The sequence below is a fragment of the Comamonas sp. lk genome (assembly GCF_900564145.1).
GTDB lineage: Bacteria > Pseudomonadota > Gammaproteobacteria > Burkholderiales > Burkholderiaceae_C > Comamonas.
Genome location: NZ_UOOB01000001.1, coordinates 1,445,541 through 1,464,156 on the forward strand (window position 1 = coordinate 1,445,541; position 18,616 = coordinate 1,464,156).

19 protein-coding genes are annotated in these 18,616 nt (G+C 61.0%); 7 read left to right on the forward strand and 12 right to left on the reverse strand.

Annotated elements, in window-relative coordinates; genetic code table 11:
• Positions 1–235: 235 nt before the first annotated feature.
• On the forward strand, positions 236–1,111 hold the full coding sequence (gene xerD, locus EAO39_RS06455; protein WP_240467078.1) for a site-specific tyrosine recombinase XerD: 876 nt from the start codon (positions 236–238) through the stop codon (positions 1,109–1,111).
• Here the strand turns inward: xerD and EAO39_RS06460 are convergent, their stop codons facing one another.
• Positions 1,112–1,810 carry a molybdopterin-dependent oxidoreductase gene (locus EAO39_RS06460; protein WP_120966680.1) on the reverse strand — a complete coding sequence of 233 codons (699 nt, stop codon included), beginning with the start codon at positions 1,808–1,810 and terminating at the stop codon, positions 1,112–1,114.
• Positions 1,811–1,993: 183 nt separating this feature from the next.
• Here EAO39_RS06460 and EAO39_RS06465 point away from each other — a divergent pair, with 183 nt between their 5' ends.
• Positions 1,994–2,992, forward strand: a complete 999-nt coding sequence (locus tag EAO39_RS06465; protein WP_120970773.1) for a tripartite tricarboxylate transporter substrate binding protein — start codon at positions 1,994–1,996, stop codon at positions 2,990–2,992.
• 87 nt (positions 2,993–3,079) lie between these two features.
• On the opposite strand, the gene EAO39_RS06470 is transcribed toward EAO39_RS06465, so the two are convergent.
• The 3 genes from EAO39_RS06470 to EAO39_RS06480 all read right to left on the reverse strand — a co-directional run bounded on the left by EAO39_RS06470 (position 3,080) and on the right by EAO39_RS06480 (position 6,735).
• Positions 3,080–4,363: an HDOD domain-containing protein gene (locus tag EAO39_RS06470; protein WP_120966681.1), complete on the reverse strand. Its 1,284-nt coding sequence runs from the start codon at positions 4,361–4,363 to the stop codon at positions 3,080–3,082.
• Positions 4,364–4,408: 45 nt separating this feature from the next.
• Complete coding sequence (locus EAO39_RS06475; RefSeq protein WP_240467079.1) at positions 4,409–5,617, reverse strand: HDOD domain-containing protein; 1,209 nt, start codon at positions 5,615–5,617, stop codon at positions 4,409–4,411.
• Positions 5,618–5,928: 311 nt separating this feature from the next.
• Positions 5,929–6,735 carry a ferritin-like domain-containing protein gene (locus tag EAO39_RS06480; RefSeq protein ID WP_120966683.1) on the reverse strand — a complete coding sequence of 269 codons (807 nt, stop codon included), beginning with the start codon at positions 6,733–6,735 and terminating at the stop codon, positions 5,929–5,931.
• Positions 6,736–6,792: 57 nt separating this feature from the next.
• Here EAO39_RS06480 and EAO39_RS06485 point away from each other — a divergent pair, with 57 nt between their 5' ends.
• Both EAO39_RS06485 and EAO39_RS06490 read left to right on the forward strand, forming a co-directional pair.
• On the forward strand, positions 6,793–7,317 hold the full coding sequence (locus tag EAO39_RS06485) for a gamma carbonic anhydrase family protein (protein ID WP_120966684.1): 525 nt from the start codon (positions 6,793–6,795) through the stop codon (positions 7,315–7,317).
• Between the two features lie 33 nt (positions 7,318–7,350).
• Positions 7,351–8,358, forward strand: a complete 1,008-nt coding sequence (locus tag EAO39_RS06490; protein ID WP_120966685.1) for an Hsp33 family molecular chaperone HslO — start codon at positions 7,351–7,353, stop codon at positions 8,356–8,358.
• 1 nt (position 8,359) lies between these two features.
• Here EAO39_RS06490 and EAO39_RS06495 read toward each other — a convergent pair whose 3' ends face one another.
• The 6 genes from EAO39_RS06495 to EAO39_RS06520 all read right to left on the reverse strand — a co-directional run bounded on the left by EAO39_RS06495 (position 8,360) and on the right by EAO39_RS06520 (position 13,858).
• Positions 8,360–8,836 carry a hypothetical protein gene (locus tag EAO39_RS06495; RefSeq protein WP_240466905.1) on the reverse strand — a complete coding sequence of 159 codons (477 nt, stop codon included), beginning with the start codon at positions 8,834–8,836 and terminating at the stop codon, positions 8,360–8,362.
• Positions 8,837–8,981: 145 nt separating this feature from the next.
• A complete protein-coding gene (locus tag EAO39_RS06500) occupies positions 8,982–9,260 on the reverse strand; it encodes a septum formation initiator family protein (protein ID WP_120966686.1) in 279 nt (92 codons plus the stop codon).
• Between the two features lie 78 nt (positions 9,261–9,338).
• The gene (gene eno, locus EAO39_RS06505; protein WP_120966687.1) at positions 9,339–10,625 is read right to left on the reverse strand and encodes a phosphopyruvate hydratase; all 1,287 of its coding nucleotides are present in this window, start codon (positions 10,623–10,625) and stop codon (positions 9,339–9,341) included.
• Between the two features lie 351 nt (positions 10,626–10,976).
• A complete protein-coding gene (locus tag EAO39_RS06510; RefSeq protein ID WP_120966688.1) occupies positions 10,977–11,267 on the reverse strand; it encodes a DUF1330 domain-containing protein in 291 nt (96 codons plus the stop codon).
• Positions 11,268–11,269: 2 nt separating this feature from the next.
• Complete coding sequence (kdsA, locus tag EAO39_RS06515; protein ID WP_120966689.1) at positions 11,270–12,127, reverse strand: 3-deoxy-8-phosphooctulonate synthase; 858 nt, start codon at positions 12,125–12,127, stop codon at positions 11,270–11,272.
• A gap of 72 nt (positions 12,128–12,199) precedes the next feature.
• Positions 12,200–13,858, reverse strand: coding sequence for a CTP synthase (locus EAO39_RS06520; protein WP_120966690.1), 1,659 nt, complete (start codon positions 13,856–13,858; stop codon positions 12,200–12,202).
• 113 nt (positions 13,859–13,971) lie between these two features.
• Between EAO39_RS06520 and coaBC the strand changes: the two genes are divergently transcribed.
• The 3 genes from coaBC to dut all read left to right on the forward strand — a co-directional run bounded on the left by coaBC (position 13,972) and on the right by dut (position 16,292).
• Complete coding sequence (gene coaBC, locus EAO39_RS06525; protein ID WP_120966691.1) at positions 13,972–15,201, forward strand: bifunctional phosphopantothenoylcysteine decarboxylase/phosphopantothenate--cysteine ligase CoaBC; 1,230 nt, start codon at positions 13,972–13,974, stop codon at positions 15,199–15,201.
• Positions 15,202–15,203: 2 nt separating this feature from the next.
• Positions 15,204–15,725 (forward strand): hypothetical protein, encoded by a 522-nt coding sequence (locus tag EAO39_RS06530; RefSeq protein WP_120966692.1) that lies wholly within the window; start codon positions 15,204–15,206, stop codon positions 15,723–15,725.
• A gap of 117 nt (positions 15,726–15,842) precedes the next feature.
• Positions 15,843–16,292, forward strand: a complete 450-nt coding sequence (gene dut / locus EAO39_RS06535) for a dUTP diphosphatase (RefSeq protein ID WP_120966693.1) — start codon at positions 15,843–15,845, stop codon at positions 16,290–16,292.
• 135 nt (positions 16,293–16,427) lie between these two features.
• Here the strand turns inward: dut and EAO39_RS06540 are convergent, their stop codons facing one another.
• Positions 16,428–17,918 (reverse strand): sensor histidine kinase, encoded by a 1,491-nt coding sequence (locus EAO39_RS06540; RefSeq protein WP_120966694.1) that lies wholly within the window; start codon positions 17,916–17,918, stop codon positions 16,428–16,430.
• Complete coding sequence (locus tag EAO39_RS06545) at positions 17,911–18,594, reverse strand: response regulator transcription factor (RefSeq protein WP_120966695.1); 684 nt, start codon at positions 18,592–18,594, stop codon at positions 17,911–17,913. Before EAO39_RS06545 ends, EAO39_RS06540 begins: the two co-directional genes overlap by 8 nt.
• Positions 18,595–18,616: the final 22 nt, after the last annotated feature.

The window sequence follows — 18,616 nt, forward strand, 5'->3', positions numbered from 1 at the left end:
GTCCGGTGACTCATGATTCGATAGCTGCTTGCGGTTTACTTATATGGGCTGAACGAGGTTTTCTCTTGATTTTTTCTGAGCACGAGCCACCAGTGGAGTGTGTAATCTAGCGCCCATGCCCGAAGCCGATTTGCCCTTGCCGCATTCCCAGACCCCACAGATTCTCGCCAAGTCCAAGCGAGCAAAGCCTTTGCCTGACGACTGGCCTCAGCCTTTGCCCGCCAGCCTGGATGCCATGGATTTGTTCATAGATGCCTTGCTGCTGGAAGACGGACTCTCGCGCAACACGCTGGGTGCTTACCGCCGCGATTTGCAGGCTTTTGGGCGCTGGCTGGCGCGCAGCGAAACGCTGAAACATCTGGATGCGGCGACCGAAGCAGATCTGCAGGACTATTTTGCAGCGCGGGTGGATGAGACCCGCGCCACCTCGTCAAACCGGCGTTTGACGGTGCTGCGCCGCTACTACCACTGGGCGCTGCGTGAAAAGCGCGTCAGCGCCGACCCTACGGTGCGGCTGCTGGCTGCCAAGCAGGCGCCGCGCATGCCCAAGACGCTGACCCAGGCCCAGGTGGACGCACTGCTCAAGGCCCCGGATACCGATACGGCGCTGGGCCTGCGCGACCGCGCCATGCTGGAACTGATGTATGCCAGCGGCCTGCGTGTGAGCGAGCTGGTGGGCCTGTGTCTGCACGAGCTCGATCTGCGCGCCGGCGTGCTGCGCGTGACGGGCAAGGGCCGCAAGGAGAGGCTGGTGCCGTTTGGCCAGGAGGCACAGTGGTGGCTGGAGAAATATCTGCAGCAGGCGCGTGCCGGCATCTTGGGCGGACAGCGGGCCGACGCGGTGTTTGTCACCCAGCGCGGCGCGGGCATGAGCCGGGTGATGTTCTGGGTCATCGTCAAGAAATGCGCGCAGCTTGCGGGGGTGAACTCACCGCTGTCGCCGCACACGCTGCGCCATGCTTTTGCCACGCATTTGCTCAACCATGGTGCGGATTTGCGCGTGGTCCAGATGCTGCTGGGTCATGCCGATATCTCCACCACCACCATCTACACCCATGTGGCGCGCGAGCGGCTCAAGGCCTTGCATGCCGAGCACCACCCGCGCGGCTGATCAAGGCTGCGGCGGCTGGGCGGCTATCGCCATGTAGTACAGGCCCCAGACGGCCTGGGTGAAGCGCTGGTCCAGCGGCTTGTCGGCCAGCTCGGCAATGTCCTCGGAGGCGTACATGGCCCACAGCGGCCCCAGGCCGCCCATGGCCAGAGGCTGGCCGTCCATATGCGTGGCCAGCAGCAGCTTCCAGCGTATGGCGTCTGTCAGCGGCAGCTGGGCGCGGTAGCCGTCAATGCCTTGCAGCAGCAGCCAGTGACCTGCCGCCATGGCCTGACCAAGGTCCACGCCGGCGGCCTGCAACACGGTCTGCAGCAAAGGGCCGCGCAGCTCATGCGTCTTGCCGTCGTATTCCACCGTGGTGCTGATGCGCTCTGTCTCCAGGCTGTTGATGGCATCCAACCCGCAGGCCCAGGCGGCATCAAAGCAGTGGCCATGCACGGTCAGCATGCGGTCGCGGGTCACATCCACAGCGCCCCGGTTGGCTTGTACGCCAGGGCCGCTGATGCTCAGCGCCACGGGCTGCAAACCATCGAAGATGCAGATGCGTGCCGTGCCGGCCTTGGCTTGCGCGGCGCTGGGCATGGCCAGAGCACCCAGAGCGACCGTGCCCGCCGAGAACAGCGTGCGGCGCGACAGGCCGGATGCGGCGGCGGGTGTGCTTGGGCACGAGCTTGCGGGTGGGGCGTGTTGTTCAGCCATACGACTCCTTGAGGGTGGACGTTGTCTGTCAGTCTAGCGTCGAGTCTGGGTGAAGGCTGAATCGTTGTATTTTGCTGTCGATGTGACAATTTGCGGCGTTGAACAGTCGAATCATCAGAGGCTGGGTCAAGGGCTTAGGCTTTGGTCAAAAATCCGGGCATTGCTTTCTTTTTTGCCATGTTAATGACTTACTTTTTGCGCCTAAGCCTGCTGGCCTGTGCGGTTGCCGCATTGCCTGCAGCCCTGTCTTTGAATGTTCAGGCGGCTGACAAGGCCGAGGCGGCCTGGCCTCAGCGCCCGATTCGCCTGATTGTTTCCTACCCTGCCGGCGGGGTCAGCGATGTGGTGGCGCGCGCCTTGGGCGAGAAGTTGACGGCGGCGCTGGGCCAGTCTGTGGTGATCGACAACAAGGCCGGAGCCGGCGGCTCCATCGGTCTGGATTTGGTGGCCAAGTCCAATCCCGACGGCTATACGCTGGGTTTTTCCTCCATCAGCCCGCTCACGCTCAGCCCCCATCTGGGCAAGCCGCTGTTTGATCCGAACAAGGACATCGTGCCCGTGGTCAGCGTGATGTATTCGCCCGTGCTGCTGCTGGCGACCACGCGCTCCACGGCCAAGAGCTTCGCCGAGCTGGTTGCTCAGGCCAAGGCCCATCCTGGCGAGGTGCGCTGGGCCACGGCCGGTCTCGCCTCGCTGGGCCACATCATGATGGAGCAGATTGCCGACAAGGCCAAGGCGCAGATCACCCATGTGCCCTACAAGGGCGGCGGCCAGCAGCTCAATGACGGCCTGAGCGCGCAGTTCGAGATTCTGTCCACCAATGCCGGTCCGGCCGTGATGCAGCACATCAAGGCTGGCAAGTTCAAGGCATTGGCCGTGGGAGCGCCTTCGCGTCTGGATTCCCTGCCCCAGGTGCCAACATTGGAGGAGCTGGGCTACAAGAGTGCCAATACGACTTCGTTGTTCGGCATTTTTGCGCCGGCAGGCGTGCCAGCGCCAGTTCTGGCACGCATCAATGCCGAAGTGAACAAAGCCCTGGCTTTGCCCGATGTGCGTCAGCGTCTGGAGCTTACCGACAACGTGCCTACGGGCGGCAAGGCCGCTGATTTTGCCAAACAGATCGAGGCCGAATCCAAGGCCAATGCCCGCATTATTCAGGCCGCCCATATTCAGCTGAATTAAGCGCTACAGATAACAAAGTAAAAGGGCTGGAGGTTTCAAAACCTCCAGCCCTTTATTCATGGCCGCTTAAGGCTATTGTTTTGATAGTTAAGCCGCGCTGTTTTCGGTGTTCAGGTCATCGGCCCAGGCCAGGGCCTGCAAGTGGGCCCAGTTGACCTGGTGATTGGACAGCTGCAGTGCGTTGGCGGCGCGGGCAAAGCTGGCGTCGTCAGCGGACTCGCAGGCGCGGGTCAACTCCAGGAAAGGGGCGAATGGGCCGCTGTTGTGCACCAGCGCATCCACCACGTTCTGGGGCAGGGCCACGGATTCCAGCGCCTTATCCATGGGCTGGCCCAGCATCACATCGAGCAGGGAGAACACGCCCACCACAAACGCATGGTCGCATTCTTCGGCGGGCAGCATCTCGGCGGTGAGCAGCTCCATCAGACGGCCACGGATCACGGCGGTCTGGCCCACGGCTGGCGGCGAGCCATCGGCGCGCGAGGTGGTCAGCAGCAGGGCTGCCCAGCGAAACAGCTTCTTGAGGCCCAGGATCATCACCGCGTGGCGGAACGAGGTGATCTCACAGGACAGGCCAAAGCCCGAGGAATTGATGAAACGCAGCAGGTTGAAGGACAGGGTGGGGTCCTTCTTGAGCAGCTCCTCGATCTCTTCGGTGCCGGCCTGGCGGCGCACCAGATTGATGAGCTGGATGATGGTGGCCTGCATGGGGCGCATGGTGCGGGCCTGCACCAGCTGCGGCTTGGCGAACCAGAAACCCTGGAACAGTTTGACGCCCAGCGCGAGCATGCATTCGAACTGTTCGGCGGTTTCCACCTTCTCGGCCACGATCTGGGCCCGGGTATGGGACTGGGCAAATTTGACCAGCGCCTCGGCCCGGCTCAGCTCGAAGGTCTGCATGTCCAGCTTGATAAAGCTGGCCATGGGTAGCCAGGCCGCGTAGGCGCGGCGCAGCAGGTTCTGGTCGAAGGCCAGGCGAAAACCGCGCTGGCGCAATGCGTTGAAGACGGGAAGGCATTCCGCGATGGCCTCGTCAGAGGCATCGGGCGTCAGCGCCGGGACTTCCAGCACCACGCGGTCCGGGTGGATCAGCTCCAGATGGCCGCCAGACAGGCTTTCATGGGTGCAGTTGATGAACACCGTCTTCTTGCCCACCAGCGCTTCGGTGCCGGCGTAGGAGAGGGCGTTGAACAGCAGGGCCGCGTCCGAGGCTGCCGTATGCGCGTTGTGATCGACGGAGCGGTCAAACAGCTCGTAGCCGAAAACATCGCGTTTTTCATCCACGATGGCCTGGCGGGCGATGCTGGCGACATTGCCATCATCTTTGCCTGCTTCGGCTGGCTTGGCTTGCATTTCTTCGGCTTGATCCATGGAGAACGGTGGCTATACGCTGTTGTTGAGTGTGATTGAAAATTCTTACAGGCTTTCGACCGCGACCTGGTCAGTCCATGCGACGGCTTGCAGATGGGCGCAGTTGATCTGCCGGTCGTTGAGCTGCAGGTTCTGGGCAATTTCGCTGCAGGCCGCATTATCGTGGCTCTCGCAAGCCTGGGCCAGAGTCAACAACTCGCCCAGAACACCTTCCTGGCGCAACACGGCAGCAGCAACGTTTTCGGGCACCGGTATCAGCGCCATGGCCGACTGTAGCGGAATGCCCAGCATGCGGTCGAGCATGGAAAACATGCCGGCGACAAAAGCCTGATCGGCGTCGATGTCGGACAACGACTGAAGGGACAGCAGCTCCATGAGGCGCCCGCGAACGACGGAAGTCTGACCCACGGCAGGCGGGGCCCAGCTCTCGCGGGAGGCGGTCAGCAGCATGGCGGCCCAGCGGTAGAGCTTTTTCGTGCCCATGATCATCACGGCCTGCCTGAAGGAGGTGATCTCGCGTGGCATGCCAAAGCCGGCCGAATTGATCAGGCGCAGCAGATTGAAAGCCAGACCTGCGTCTTTCTTGAGGACTTCCTCTATGGCCTCGGTGCTGGCTTGCTCGCGCGCCAGGGTGATCAGCTGAATGATGCTTTTCTGTGACGGAGTGAGCAGACGGGTTTGCATGACCGTGGGGCGCGCAAACCAGAAGCCCTGGAACAACTCAATCCCCAGGCTTGAGGCCAGCTGGTATTGCTGGGCGTTCTCCACTTTTTCAGCAACCAGCTCGGCCTGGCTGTGGCGGTTGGCGAACTTGACCAGCACCGTCAGCTGATCGGGGGCCAGCACCGACAGGTCGAGCTTGATGTAATCGGCCAGCGGCCGCCATGCGGTATAGGCCGATTCCAACACTGTCTGATTGAAGGCCAGATGAAATCCGCGTGCGCGCAGCGACTGGAGCTGGGGCAGACGGGCATTGACCTCGCTGACGGCCGCATGGCCCAGCGGCGGAATCTCAAGCACCACCTTGTCGGGGGGCAGCAGATCGAGGTGGTCGCCAGACAGGCTTTCATGCGTGCAGTTCACAAACATGAGCTTGGTGCCGACCAGATCTTCCTCGCCTGCATGGGAGAGGGCGGTAAAGATCAGGGTGACATCGGAGGCTGCCGTGTGACCGTATGGCGCGCGGGAACGGTTGAACAGCTCATAGCCCACGATGCTTTGCTGGCTGTTGACAATCGCCTGGCGCGCAATCATTCCTCGCCCCACGCCTCCCAGGGACGCAGGGGCAGGGTCAGCAACAGAAGGAGCCAGCAAATCTTTCATGAGTTCGTCGCGATAAATGCTTTGATCATAGTAAATAACACTGTATTTTATTGTAAGAATGATCTGATTATGCGTTTTATCCTTGAAATGGATAAATTCAATAATTCGTTGTAAAACTTTGTTGAAAAGGCATCTCTCAGGTATTTATTCGAAATGTAATTTTTTTACCTGGTTTTAGTGATATTGAAAAATTTGAAGGTAATGCAAGAAAATACCCGGAAATAGGTATATCCACGGATTAATCAGCTCTGCAGCAGCCAAGCCATTTCCGTTTCGGTAAAGCCTGCTGCGCGCCGGGCGCGCTCATTGAAGGGCGGGCGCAGGCGCGGGGCTTCATAGCGCGCTGTCAGCTCCTGATACAGCGATTCGGGCTCCAGGCCATTTTTCTCGCACAGCCAGCGGTACCAGTGGTTGCCGATGGCCACATGGCCCACTTCCTCGCGCAAGATGATGTCCAGCACCTCCACGGCTGCCAGCGCATCGACGGCCTTGGTGTTGCGCAGCTTGTTCTGGATTTGCGGTGTGGCATCCAATCCACGCGCCTCCATGGTGCGCGGCACCAGAGCCATGCGGGCCACGATGTCGCCACGGGTCTTCTCGCACATGGTCCACTGGCCTTGATGGGCCGGATGGTCGCCATAGTCCTGGCCATGGTGCTGACGCAGGTGTGTGCGCAGCAGGCCAAAGTGCTTGGCTTCCTCGGCCGCCACTTGCAGCCAGTCGTGGTAGTACTGCTCGGGCATGCCGTCAAAGCGCCAGACGGCATCCAGGGCCAGATTGATGGCATTGAACTCGATATGTGCAATGGCATGGATGAGAATGGCCCGCCCCTCCGGGGTGGCGGGTGAGCGCCTGGCCATGGCTGTGTGGTGCTTGAGCTCCGGTTTCTCAGGGCGGCCTGGCAGATCGGCTTCCTGGATCTGTAACACAGGTGTCAGCTCTGCTATGGAATAAAGAGCTTTATGCGCATACAAATCAATGGTTGCAGCGGCTTTTTTTTCAGGGTCGGAAAAGCACAAGACCTCTAGTGCGCGGTGACGTAACTCCATCCCTACAATTCTAGTTTGCTGGAATAACGAATACGAATAAGCACGGAGACTGAACAGATGGCAATTTACGAACTGGATGGTGTGGCGCCCGAGATCGCCGAGACCGCCTGGGTGGCGGACAGCGCCGAGGTCATGGGCAGCGTCAAGCTGCAAGCCCATGCCAGCGTATGGTTTGGCACGGTGATCCGTGGTGATACGGAAAGCATCACCATTGGCGAGGGTAGCAACATCCAGGATGCCAGCGTTTTGCATGCCGACTTCGGCAAGCCGCTGGTGGTGGGTTGCAATGTGACGGTTGGTCACCAAGTAATGCTGCATGGCTGCACGATTGGCGATGGCTCGCTGATCGGCATCGGTGCCGTGGTGCTCAATGGCGCAAAAATTGGCAAGAACTGCCTGGTGGGCGCCGGCTCTCTGGTGACCGAGGGCAAGGAATTCCCGGACGGCTCCATGATTCTGGGCAGTCCCGCCAAGGTGGTGCGCCAGCTCTCGCCCGAGCAGATTGCCGGCCTGGGCCAGAGTGCCAAAAACTATGTTGATAATGCACGCCGTTTCAAGAACGGCTTGCGCAAGCTGGGCTGAAAGCCTGGCAATTTTTTATCGGGATCTTCTCGCGTGTCTGAACTGCATAAATTCATCTTTGACGGCCTGCCTGTGCGTGGCGCCATCGTTCGTCTCACCGATGCCTGGCAGGAAGTGCTGCAGCGCCGTGCCGGCAACAGCGAAACCGGAGGCTATCCGGCAGCGGTCAGCGCCTTGTTGGGCGAGATGACGGCCGCTGGCGTGCTCATGCAGTCCAACATCAAGTTCAATGGCGCGCTGGTGTTCCAGGTCATGGGCGACGGTCCTGTCAAGCTGGCCGTGACCGAGGTGCAGTCCGATATGGCTCTGCGCACCACGGCCACGCTGGTCGGCGATGTGCAGGACATGGATGCCGCACGGAATGCACCTTTGGCCAGTCTGCTGAATCTGCACGGTGGAGGCCGCTGCGCCGTCACCCTGGACCCCAAGGACCGTCTGCCCGGTCAGCAACCCTACCAGGGCGTCGTGCCTTTGCACAATATGGACGGCAAGAAGTTCGAGCGTGTCTCGGATGCGCTGCAGTTCTATATGGTGCAGTCCGAGCAGCTCGATACTGTGATGGTGCTGGCCGCCAACGACAAGGTGGCCGCAGGCCTCATGGTGCAGCGCATGCCGGTCAAGGGCGAGGCCAATCTGTCAGCCGCGACCGAAAGCGGCGCTGCCGAGCATGATGCCCAGGGCCTGAACGAGGAATACAACCGGATTGCCGTGCTGGCAAGCAGTCTGACTCAAGAAGAACTGCTGACGCTGGATGTGGAAACCATCTTGCGTCGCCTGTTCTGGGAAGAGAAGCTGCTGCGCTTTGCCGCTCAGCCGGACGAGAAAGCGCCGCGCTTTGCCTGTAGCTGCAGCCGGGAGCGTGTGTCGGCCATGCTGACTTCGCTGGGCCAGGAAGAGATCGACTCCATTGTGGCCGAGCGTGGCAATATCGAAGTAGGCTGTGATTTCTGCGGCAAGCAGTACCACTTCGATGCCGTTGATGCGGCCCAGCTATTCACCAAAGCCGGCAGCCAGCCGCCCAGCTCTGACGCGGTTCAGTAAGCTATTTTTTCCCGGGCTTGTGCAGCGCCTCGAATAGCTGGCGCTCGCAATCGCCGTCCCCGCATTGTTCACACATCTTGCTGTGCATGCGGGCGCTGGGTTTCCAGGGATTTTGCTCTGAAATCCAGTTCCAGTCTGCACTAGGTGCTATGGATTTTAGAGACTCTGCCAGCTGCAGCCACTGGGCTGCAGGCTTGCCATACAGCATGACATAGGGCAGGCCTTGCTCTGCCAGCTGCACCCGCCAGGCGCCGATCTGGCGGGAGGCAGGATCCGAGGCCGCACTGTCGCGCCAGTCCTGACCCAGCACATAAATCTTGGCCTCTGACGGCCAGTCTTCGCCCGGCTGAGGCGCAAGACATGACCAGCGGCTTGCCGGTGCATGAGTCTCCCAGGCCTGGAGCAAAGCATGGGCCATGGCACGCGCCAGGGCATGAGGGGCACCCAGAAGTACGATCGGTGGCTGGGCAGAAGTCATCAAATCCACGATGCAGATAAAGCAGTAAAAGGCCGAACCCAGGCCAGACGCTAGCACAGGGCTGGATAAAACGAAAAATCCAGCACGAGGCTGGACAAAGTAAAAGCCAGCGCAAGGCTGGCTTGTGGAGCAGTGGAGCGCTGGCTCAGTGCTTTGAGATCTGGATAAAGATCTCGTTGGACTTGACCATGCCCAGCTCGCTGCGGGCTTTTTCCTCTACGGTCGCCAGGCCGTCCTTCAAGTCATTGACCTCGGATTCCAGCCTGTCGTTTTCCGCCTTCTCCACGGCATTGGCCGCATTCTGGTCCTGGATCTGCTGCTGCAGCTCCCCGACATAGTCCATGCTGCCATGGACCAGCCACAGCTGGGAGTGGATCAGAGCCAGCAGGGCCAGCAAGACAACGGTGACGACGCGATTGACCATACGGAAAAAGCTTTGACTGAAGGAGCGGGGGAAGGGCTGGGCAATGCGCTCAGCCCGTTTCCCACTCAGCCCTGCACTTTAGCGCAGGTTGTAGAAGGCCGCGCGGCCGGGGTACTGGGCCACATCACCCAGGTCTTCTTCGATGCGCAGCAGCTGGTTGTACTTGGCGATACGGTCGGAACGGCTCATGGAGCCGGTCTTGATCTGACCAGCGTTCAGGCCCACGGCGATATCGGCAATGGTCGAGTCTTCGGTTTCGCCCGAGCGGTGCGAGATTACGGCGGTGTAGCCGGCGCGCTTGGCCATCTCGATGGCGGCAAACGTTTCGGTCAGCGTGCCGATCTGGTTGATCTTGATCAGGATGGAGTTGGCGATGTCCTTGTCGATGCCTTCCTTGAGGATCTTGGTGTTGGTCACGAACAGGTCGTCACCCACCAGCTGAACCTTCTTGCCCAGGCGCTCGGTCAGAATCTTCCAGCCATCCCAGTCGCCTTCGTGCATGCCGTCTTCGATGGAGATGATGGGGTACTTGTCGCACCAGCCGGCCAGCATGTCGGTCCACTGGGCAGCGGTCAGCGTCATATTGCCTTCGCCTTCCAGAACGTACATGCCGTCCTTGTAGAACTCGGAGGCGGCGCAGTCCAGACCCAGGGCGATTTGTTCGCCGGGCTTGTAGCCAGCGTTTTCGATGGCTTCGATGATCAGCTGGATGGCGGCTTCGTGGTTTTCCACGGAAGGCGCGAAACCGCCTTCGTCGCCCACGGCGGTGGACATGCCCTTGTGGTGGATGATGGCCTTCAGAGCGTGGAAGACTTCAGCGCCCCAACGCACGGCTTCGCGGAAGGTGGGGGCGCCCACGGGGATGATCATGAACTCTTGCAGGTCCAGCGAGTTGTTCGCGTGGGCGCCGCCGTTGATCACGTTCATCATGGGTACGGGCAGTTGCACGCCACCCATGCCGCCGAAGTAGCGGTACAGGGGCAGACCGGCTTCTTCAGCTGCGGCGCGGGCCACGGCCATGGACACGGCCAGCATGGAGTTTGCACCCAGGCGGCTCTTGTTGTCAGTACCGTCCAGGTCGATCAGGGTCTTGTCCAGGAAGGCTTGTTCGGAAGCATCCAGGCCCAGCACGGCTTCGGAGATTTCGGTGTTGATGTGCTCAACCGCCTTCAACACGCCCTTGCCCAGGTAACGGCTCTTGTCGCCGTCACGCAGCTCGATGGCTTCGCGCGAACCGGTGGAGGCACCGCTAGGCACGGCAGCGCGGCCCATCACGCCCGACTCCAGCAACACGTCGCATTCGACGGTGGGGTTGCCGCGGCTGTCCAGCACTTCGCGGCCTACGATGTCAACAATGGCACTCATTGCATTTCCTTTGAGGTTTCTGAAATCGGTACGTGCGGGCTGATTTCTTGCATGAAATCACGCCCTTGTGCTTGTGCATCAAGCGCAAGCTGCTATCAAAATAATTTCTGACCTTCCCCTGCAGCTTGGCGTGTCGGCTGCAAGCGCGTCACGCACGTGACGAGTATGGGAGAAGCGGCGGCGGCTATTGTGCACAAATTTGGTGGGCTGCTTTTGCCTTGACGGGCCGCCGATATGGGATTTCTTGCAGAAAGCCGCTGTCTGCGGTATCCGGGCCGGGGAAAACAGATAAAAAAACAGGCATGTCAGTGGCGAACGGGGTTCGTCTGTCATGCCTGAATGATTCAAGGGTCAAATGCCTTCTACGCAGATCATGCGCATGATGGCGGCGCCTTCGCGCGCGGCCCGGGCCTTGCGGTACTCGGGTGAGTCGTGAAACGACTGGGCGGTTTCAAAGCTGGGAAATTTCAGCACTACCACGCGCTCGGGTGCCCAGTCGCCTTCGAGCACGGCCACCTGGCCGCCGCGAATACAGACTTCGGCGCCGTGCACCTGCATGGCCTCGGTGCTCCATTTCCGGTACTCGTCATATTGCGTGGGGTTGGTGACCTCCACGTAAGCGATGATGTAGCCGCTGGCCATGTTCAGGCTCCGAATTGGTTTTCGAGGAAACCGTTGCGCTTGGTCACATCGTCCAGCGCCACCAGCGTCTCCAGCAGCGCTTTCATATGCTTGAGCGGCACGGCATTGGGGCCGTCGGAGAGCGCGTTGCTGGGATCGGGATGGGTTTCCATGAACAGACCTGCCACGCCCACTGCAACCGCTGCGCGGGACAGCACAGGCACCATCTCACGCATGCCGCCGCTGGAGGTGCCGTTGCCGCCGGGCAGCTGCACGCTGTGGGTGGCGTCAAACACCACGGGAGCCTGGGTCTCGCGCATGATGGCCAGCGAACGCATATCGCTGACCAGGTTGTTGTAGCCAAAGCTGGCGCCGCGCTCGCAGGCGGTGAAGCTGTCTGCAGGCAGACCTGCTTCCAGGGCGGCAGCGCGGGCCTTGTCGATGACGTTCTTCATATCGTGAGGCGCCAGGAACTGGCCCTTCTTGATATTGACCGGCTTGCCCGACTGGGCCACGGCGCGGATGAAATCCGTCTGGCGGCACAGAAAGGCAGGGGTTTGCAGCATGTCCACGATGGAGGCCACATAAGGCACTTCTTCGACGGTGTGCACATCGGTGAGGATGGGCACGTTCAATTCCTTCTTCACCTTGGCCAGGATTTCCAGGCCTTTTTCCATGCCTGGGCCGCGAAAGCTGGTGCCCGAGGAACGGTTGGCCTTGTCAAAGCTGCTCTTGAAGATGAAATTGATGCCCAGGGACGAGGTGATTTCCTTGAGTTGCCCGGCCACGTCCATCTGCAGCTGCTCGGACTCGACCACGCAAGGGCCGGCGATCAGGAAAAAGCGTTGGTCAAGGCCGATGTCAAAGCCGCAGAGTTTCATGGTGGGATCCTTAGGGAAATCAGTACCTAGCCCGTACCTGAGGGCAAGCCCTCAGGGTTCAAGCGATAAGGCTCAAGCCTTTTTTGCCGCCTTTTGGCGTTCCATGGCTGCCTTGATGAAGGCATTGAACAGCGGGTGACCGCTCCAGGGCGTGGACTTGAACTCGGGGTGGAATTGCACGCCGATGTACCAGGGGTGGACCTTGGCGGGCAGCTCGACGATTTCCGTCAGCTGTTCGCGTTGGGTCAGGGCGGAGATCACCAGGCCGGCTTCGCGCAACTGGTCCAGATACTGGGTGTTGGCTTCGTAGCGGTGGCGGTGACGCTCGGTCACCACATCGCCATAGATGCTGTGGGCCAGGGTGCCGGTTTGCACATCGGACGACTGGGCGCCCAGGCGCATGGTGCCGCCCAGATCGGAGTTGGCATCACGGGTCTTGATCGTGCCGTCCGCATCCTTCCACTCGGTGATCAGCGCGATCACGGGATTGGGCGTGTTGGCGTCGAACTCGGTGGAGTTGGCGTTCTCGAGGCCGGCCACGTGACGGGCGTACTCAATGGTGGCCACTTGCATGCCCAGGCAGATGCCCAGATAGGGAACCTTGGATTCGCGGGCGAACTTGGCTGTCGAGATCTTGCCTTCCACGCCGCGGGAGCCGAAGCCGCCGGGCACCAGAATGCCGTCATAGTCCTTGAGCAGCTTGGCAGCGTCGCTATCGTGAATGGTTTCCGAATCCACGTGCGTGATCTTCACGCGCACATGGTTGCGCATGCCGGCGTGCTTCAAGGCTTCGTTGACCGACTTGTAGGCGTCGGACAGCTCCACATACTTGCCCACCATGGCGATCTTGACTTCGCCTTGAGGATGCTCGGTCTCATAGACCAGCTCATCCCAGCGCTTGAGGTTGGTGGGGGGCGTGTTCAGACGCAGCTTGTCGCAGATCAGACCGTCCAGGCCTTGCTCGTGCAGCATGCGGGGCACCTTGTAGATGGTGTCCACGTCCCACATGGAGATCACACCCCACTCGGGCACGTTGGTGAAGAGGGAAATTTTTTCCTTCTCTTCATCAGGCACTTGGTGCTTGGCGCGGCACAACAGAGCATCGGGCTGGATACCGATTTCGCGCAGCTTCTGCACGGTGTGCTGTGTGGGCTTGGTCTTGAGCTCGCCTGCAGTTTCGATGAACGGCAGGTAAGTCAGGTGCACAAAGGCGGAATTGTTGGGGCCGAGCTTCAGAGCCAGCTGGCGCGCTGCTTCGAGGAAAGGCAGGGATTCGATATCGCCCACCGTGCCGCCGACTTCGCAGATGGCCACATCGACTTCATGCTCGGTGCCGAGACCGGCGCCGCGCTTGATGTATTCCTGAATTTCGTTGGTGACGTGGGGAATGACCTGTACGGTCTTGCCCAGATAGTCGCCGCGACGCTCTTTTTCCAGCACGGACTGATAGATACGGCCCGTGGTGAAGTTGTTGGTCTGGCGCATGCGCGTTTCGATGAAACGCTCATAGTGGCCCAGGTCCAAGTCGGTCTCGGCTCCGTCATCGGTCACGAACACTTCGCCGTGCTGGAAGGGCGACATGGTGCCCGGGTCCACGTTGATGTAGGGATCGAGCTTGATGAGGGTGACTTTGAGACCGCGCGATTCCAGGATCGCTGCAAGGGAGGCTGAGGCGATTCCCTTACCGAGGGAAGACACCACACCGCCGGTGACGAAGACGAACTTGGTCATGTCTTTTTTTGGTGGTGGTAAAACAAGATTATAGGTGCGCCGTGAATTTCGGCGTGCAGTGCAGGGCTGCTTGAGTGACTGCAAGGCGCTGCTTGTCTGCTAAATTGCACGCCATGAATGACGTGTTCGCAGGCAAACATCTGGTGCTGGGCCTTTCCGGGGGCGTGGCTTGTTACAAATCGGCGCAATTGTGCCGTTTGCTGGTTCAGGCCGGCGCCACCGTGCAAGTGGTCATGACCGAAGCCGCAGAGCAGTTCATGACCGCAGTCACCATGCAGGCACTGTCTGGGCGCGCAGTCTACACCTCCCAGTGGGATGTGCGCGAGCCCAACAACATGCCCCATATCAATTTGAGCCGTGAGGCCGATGCCATTCTCATCGCGCCCTGCAGCGCCGACTTCATCGCTCGCCTGGTCCAGGGCCGCGCAGACGAGTTGCTCAGTCTGATATGTCTGGCCCGCCCCATGGACGGCGTGCCCTTGCTGCTGGCCCCGGCCATGAACCGAGAAATGTGGGCCCATCCTGCCACCCAGCGTAATCTGCGGCAGGTGGCTCTGGATGGCGCTCAGGTGCTGGGCGTGGGTACGGGCGAGCAAGCCTGTGGCGAAGTGGGTGACGGCCGCATGCTGGAGCCCGAAGAAATCATGCAGGAGCTGGCAGCCCACTTCACGGCCAAGCGCCTGCGCGGTCAGCGATTGCTGATCACGGCCGGCCCTACGTTTGAAGCGATTGATCCGGTGCGCGGCATCACCAATCTCTCCAGCGGAAAGATGGGTTTTGCCATCGCCCGTGCGGCGCGAGAGGCGGGCGCCGAGGTCACGCTGGTGGCCGGCCCCGTGCACCTGCCCACTCCGCGCGGCGTGACGCGGCTCAATGTGCAATCGGCGCGCCAGATGCAGGAGGCCGTGCAGTCGCAAGTCTCGAATGCATCGATTTTCATAGCTACTGCCGCAGTTGCAGACTGGCGTCCAGCCGAATTTTCGGATCAAAAGATCAAGAAAGACGGTTCGGGTGACGTACCAGCCCTGGGTTTCGTCGAGAACCCCGACATTCTGGCGGGCGTGGCCCAGTCCGCACAGGCGAAGTCCGGCAAGCTGTATTGCGTAGGCTTTGCGGCCGAAAGCCATGACCTGCTGCGCCATGCCAGCGCCAAGCGCCTGCGCAAAAGCGTGCCGCTGCTGGTGGGCAATATCGGCCCGGCCACCTTTGGCAAGGATGACAATGCTCTGGTGCTGATCGACGAGCAGGGCTCCAAGGAGCTGCCCCATGCCAGCAAGGACGTGCTGGCCCGTCAGCTGGTTGAAGAAATTGCGCAGCGCCTGGCTGCACCACTAGGAGTTTGATCATGATTCCCGCCAGCTATGAAGGCCCGAGCAATGGTGACTATGTGGCTTATGTAGACAAGCTGCTGCGCACCAATCCCGAGTTTGTGCGCACCCAGCGTGCCATAGCGAGCGCGATCAACGATGCGGCGGAAACGCCGGGAGATCAGGCGGCTTCTCCTGCGGCCCTGCTGCGCGAGAAGCTGCAGAAAATTCGGGAAGCGGCCGAGCAAGCCCAGCGCGGCGGGGCCGCCAGGCCCGCAGCCAAGACACATTCCATGCAGACCGGTGCGGCGGCTCAGACGGCCCAGGGCCGCTCCAAGGCCGAAGCCAAGCGCCGCTATCAGGAAATTGAGCGCGAGATCGACGCCAAGAAGGCTGAGGCGACGCCCAAGCCTCGGCCCTGGATTCAGCCCTTCAGCATCTTTCTGGGCGTTGTGGGCATCGTGGTGAGCCAGTTCTCTCCCAGCTTTGGCAGCATGCTGTCGCTGATGGCCTTTCTGTCTCTGATCAGCAATGTGCTGGCCAAGATCAAGAGCAAGTGAAAGCTGGCGCCAGGCCTGCCACAATGGCGCCCTTCCATTTGCGACAGCCTCTGGCGCTGTTGCGTGATTCAAGAACAAAGAATGAGCTGCTGATGGCAGCTCTTTCCAAAGGTAAGCATGAAAGTTGATGTCAAGATCTTAGACGCGCGTCTGCGCGACAACCTCCCCGCATATGCCACGCCCGGCAGCGCCGGCCTGGATTTGCGCGCCTGCATCGATGCGCCCGTGGTGCTGGAGCCCGGCCAGTGGCAGCTGATTCCCACCGGCATGGCCATGCACCTCAAAGACCCCAATTACGCCGCCATGATCCTGCCGCGCTCGGGCATGGGCCACAAGCACGGCATCGTGCTGGGCAATCTGGTGGGTCTGATCGATTCGGATTACCAGGGCCAACTCATGGTCAGCGCCTGGAATCGCTCACAGACCACGTTCACGCTGCAGCCCATGGACCGTCTGGCCCAGCTGATCATCGTGCCCGTGGTGCAAGCCCAGTTCAATCTGGTCGAAGACTTTGCCGCCGCCAGCGAGCGCGGTGAAGGCGGCTACGGCTCCACCGGCAAGCAATAAGCCGGCGACAAAAGCAGGCGCAGCGGCAGCATTGCCGATGCCGCATGCGGTGTTGACCGGTGGCCTGTGCCGTGCATCGCATGGCACTGCGTTATGGACCGGCTTTGGCCTGCGGCTATCAGCTGTTGCGCCAAGTCAGGCCTTGCGTCTGGCACCCGGCAGTGTCAACACCATGCGCAGCCCACCCAAAGGCGAGCTCAAGGCTTCTATGCTGCCGCCATAAGTCTGAACCAGGTCGCGCACGATATCGAGGCCAAGGCCTGCGCCCGGGCGCTGTTCGTCCAGCCGCTCGCCGCGCATGAAGATGCGCTCGCGTTGCTCGGCGGCGATGCCTGGGCCGTCATCGTCAATGTTCAGCGTGATGTAGCGGCTGCTATCGACCGCTGGCTGAATCTGCAACAGCACCAGCGACTGTGCCCATTTGCCCGCGTTGTCCAGCAGATTGCCCAACATTTCCATCAGGTCCTGCGTGTCGCCCTTGAAGTCCCAGTCCGAGGCATCGCCTTGCAGCTCGAAACGTATGTCTCGCGCCGCATGCAGCTTGCTCATGGTGCGTACCAGAGACTGCAGCGGCTGCTCCAGCGGTGTGCGCAGGCCATGGCCTTGCTGTGCTGCGGCGGCAGCGGCCCGTGCGCGGGCCAGGTGATGCTCGACCTGGCGGCTGGCGCTGGCAACCTGCTCGCGCACCAGAGTCGCCAGGGCATCGTCTTGCTGCGCCGCCGCGTTGCCCATGATGCTCAGCGGAGTGTTGACCGCATGGGCCAGATTGCCGGCCTGGGTGCGGGCGCGCTCCACCATCTGGGCATTCATGCGCAGCACATGGTTGAATTCCTGAACCAGAGGCATGATTTCCGTTGGGTGCTCGCCCTGGATTTCCGGGGCCTCGCCCTGGCTGACGGCTGCGAGTTGCCGCCGCAGTGCCGTCAGCGGTGCCAGCGCCAGCTGAAGTTGCACGACCACGGCGATGACCAGTCCTGCGGCCAGCACGCACAGGGCGGCAATCAGCATTTTGGTAAAGCGCTGCAGCGGAACGGCCAGCATGGCGGTATCGGCCGCCACCATCAGCCGCAAGACAGGGGCGTCAGTCTCTGGCAGCTGTACGGTACGCGTCACCACCACCAGCCCATTGCCGTTGCCGTCGGACATATGGCCGTAGGTGGCCGGCGCATGCAAAGGGAGTGTGGGCTCCCAGGTCTTGTCGGCTTTGAACAGAGGCCAGTCCAGTGTCTGGTCCCAGAGCGAGCGCGAGCGCTGGATACCGGCATGCACCGTGGCCTGTCCTGTAGCGTCCAGCTGATCAACCTGCCAGTACATGCCAGACAGCGGTTGTTGCAGCAGCGGGTCGCCGGAAAACGGGGCGACCGTGATCTGCACGGGCTGGTCCATCTGAAAGCTCACTGCACCGCTCAGCCGGTCAAGCTTGGCGACGAGCTGAGAGCGCAGCTGCTGAGCCAGATGTTCGGCAAACAGCGCACGCAGCCCCCAGCCGGTCAGCAGGAGAGCGCCCAGAACCCAGATCAGGGTGCCGGTGAGCAGGCGCAGACGCAGAGAATTTTTCCAGGAGCCGGTATCGCGCTCATGGTGAGCTTGGCGGGCCATGGTGGCGTGAATGGTGTGATCAGACATGCTTGTTCTGGATTTCTTCGGGAGCCGCCAGGCGATAGCCCAGGCCGCGAACGGTTTCAATCGAGCCGGCGGGCAGCTTTTTTCTCAGCCGCCCCACAAAGACTTCAATGGTGTTGGAGTCGCGGTCGCTGTCCTGGGGGTAGATGTGCTCCGACAGTTCGGTGCGTGACACCACGTTGTTCATGCGTTGCATCAACAGGGCCAGCACTTTGAACTCGTGGCTGGTCAACGTCAGTGCCTGACCCTCGACGGTGACTCTGGCCTGACGCGAATCGAGGCTGATCGATCCGCATTGCCATAGAGCGCTGGCATGGGGGCTCAAGCGCCGCAGCAAGGCTCGCAGACGGGCCAGCAACTCTTCCATGTGAAAAGGTTTGGCCAGGTAGTCGTCGGCTCCTGCATCCATACCCGCCACTTTTTCATGCCAGGCACCGCGTGCCGTGAGTATCAGCACAGGCATGGTGCGGCCCTGCGCACGCCAGGCTCGCAGAACGCTCAGGCCATCGCGCACGGGAAGGCCCAGGTCCAGCACCGCGGCGTCAAAGCTTTCCACCTCTCCCAGATACTGGGCCGTCTCGCCATCGGCGGCCATCTCCACCGTATGGCCGGCTTGCTGCAGCGCCAGCAGCAACTGCTCGCGAAGCGTGGATTCATCCTCGATCAGCAGGATTCGCATGCTTTGTCTCTTTCCTTGGATG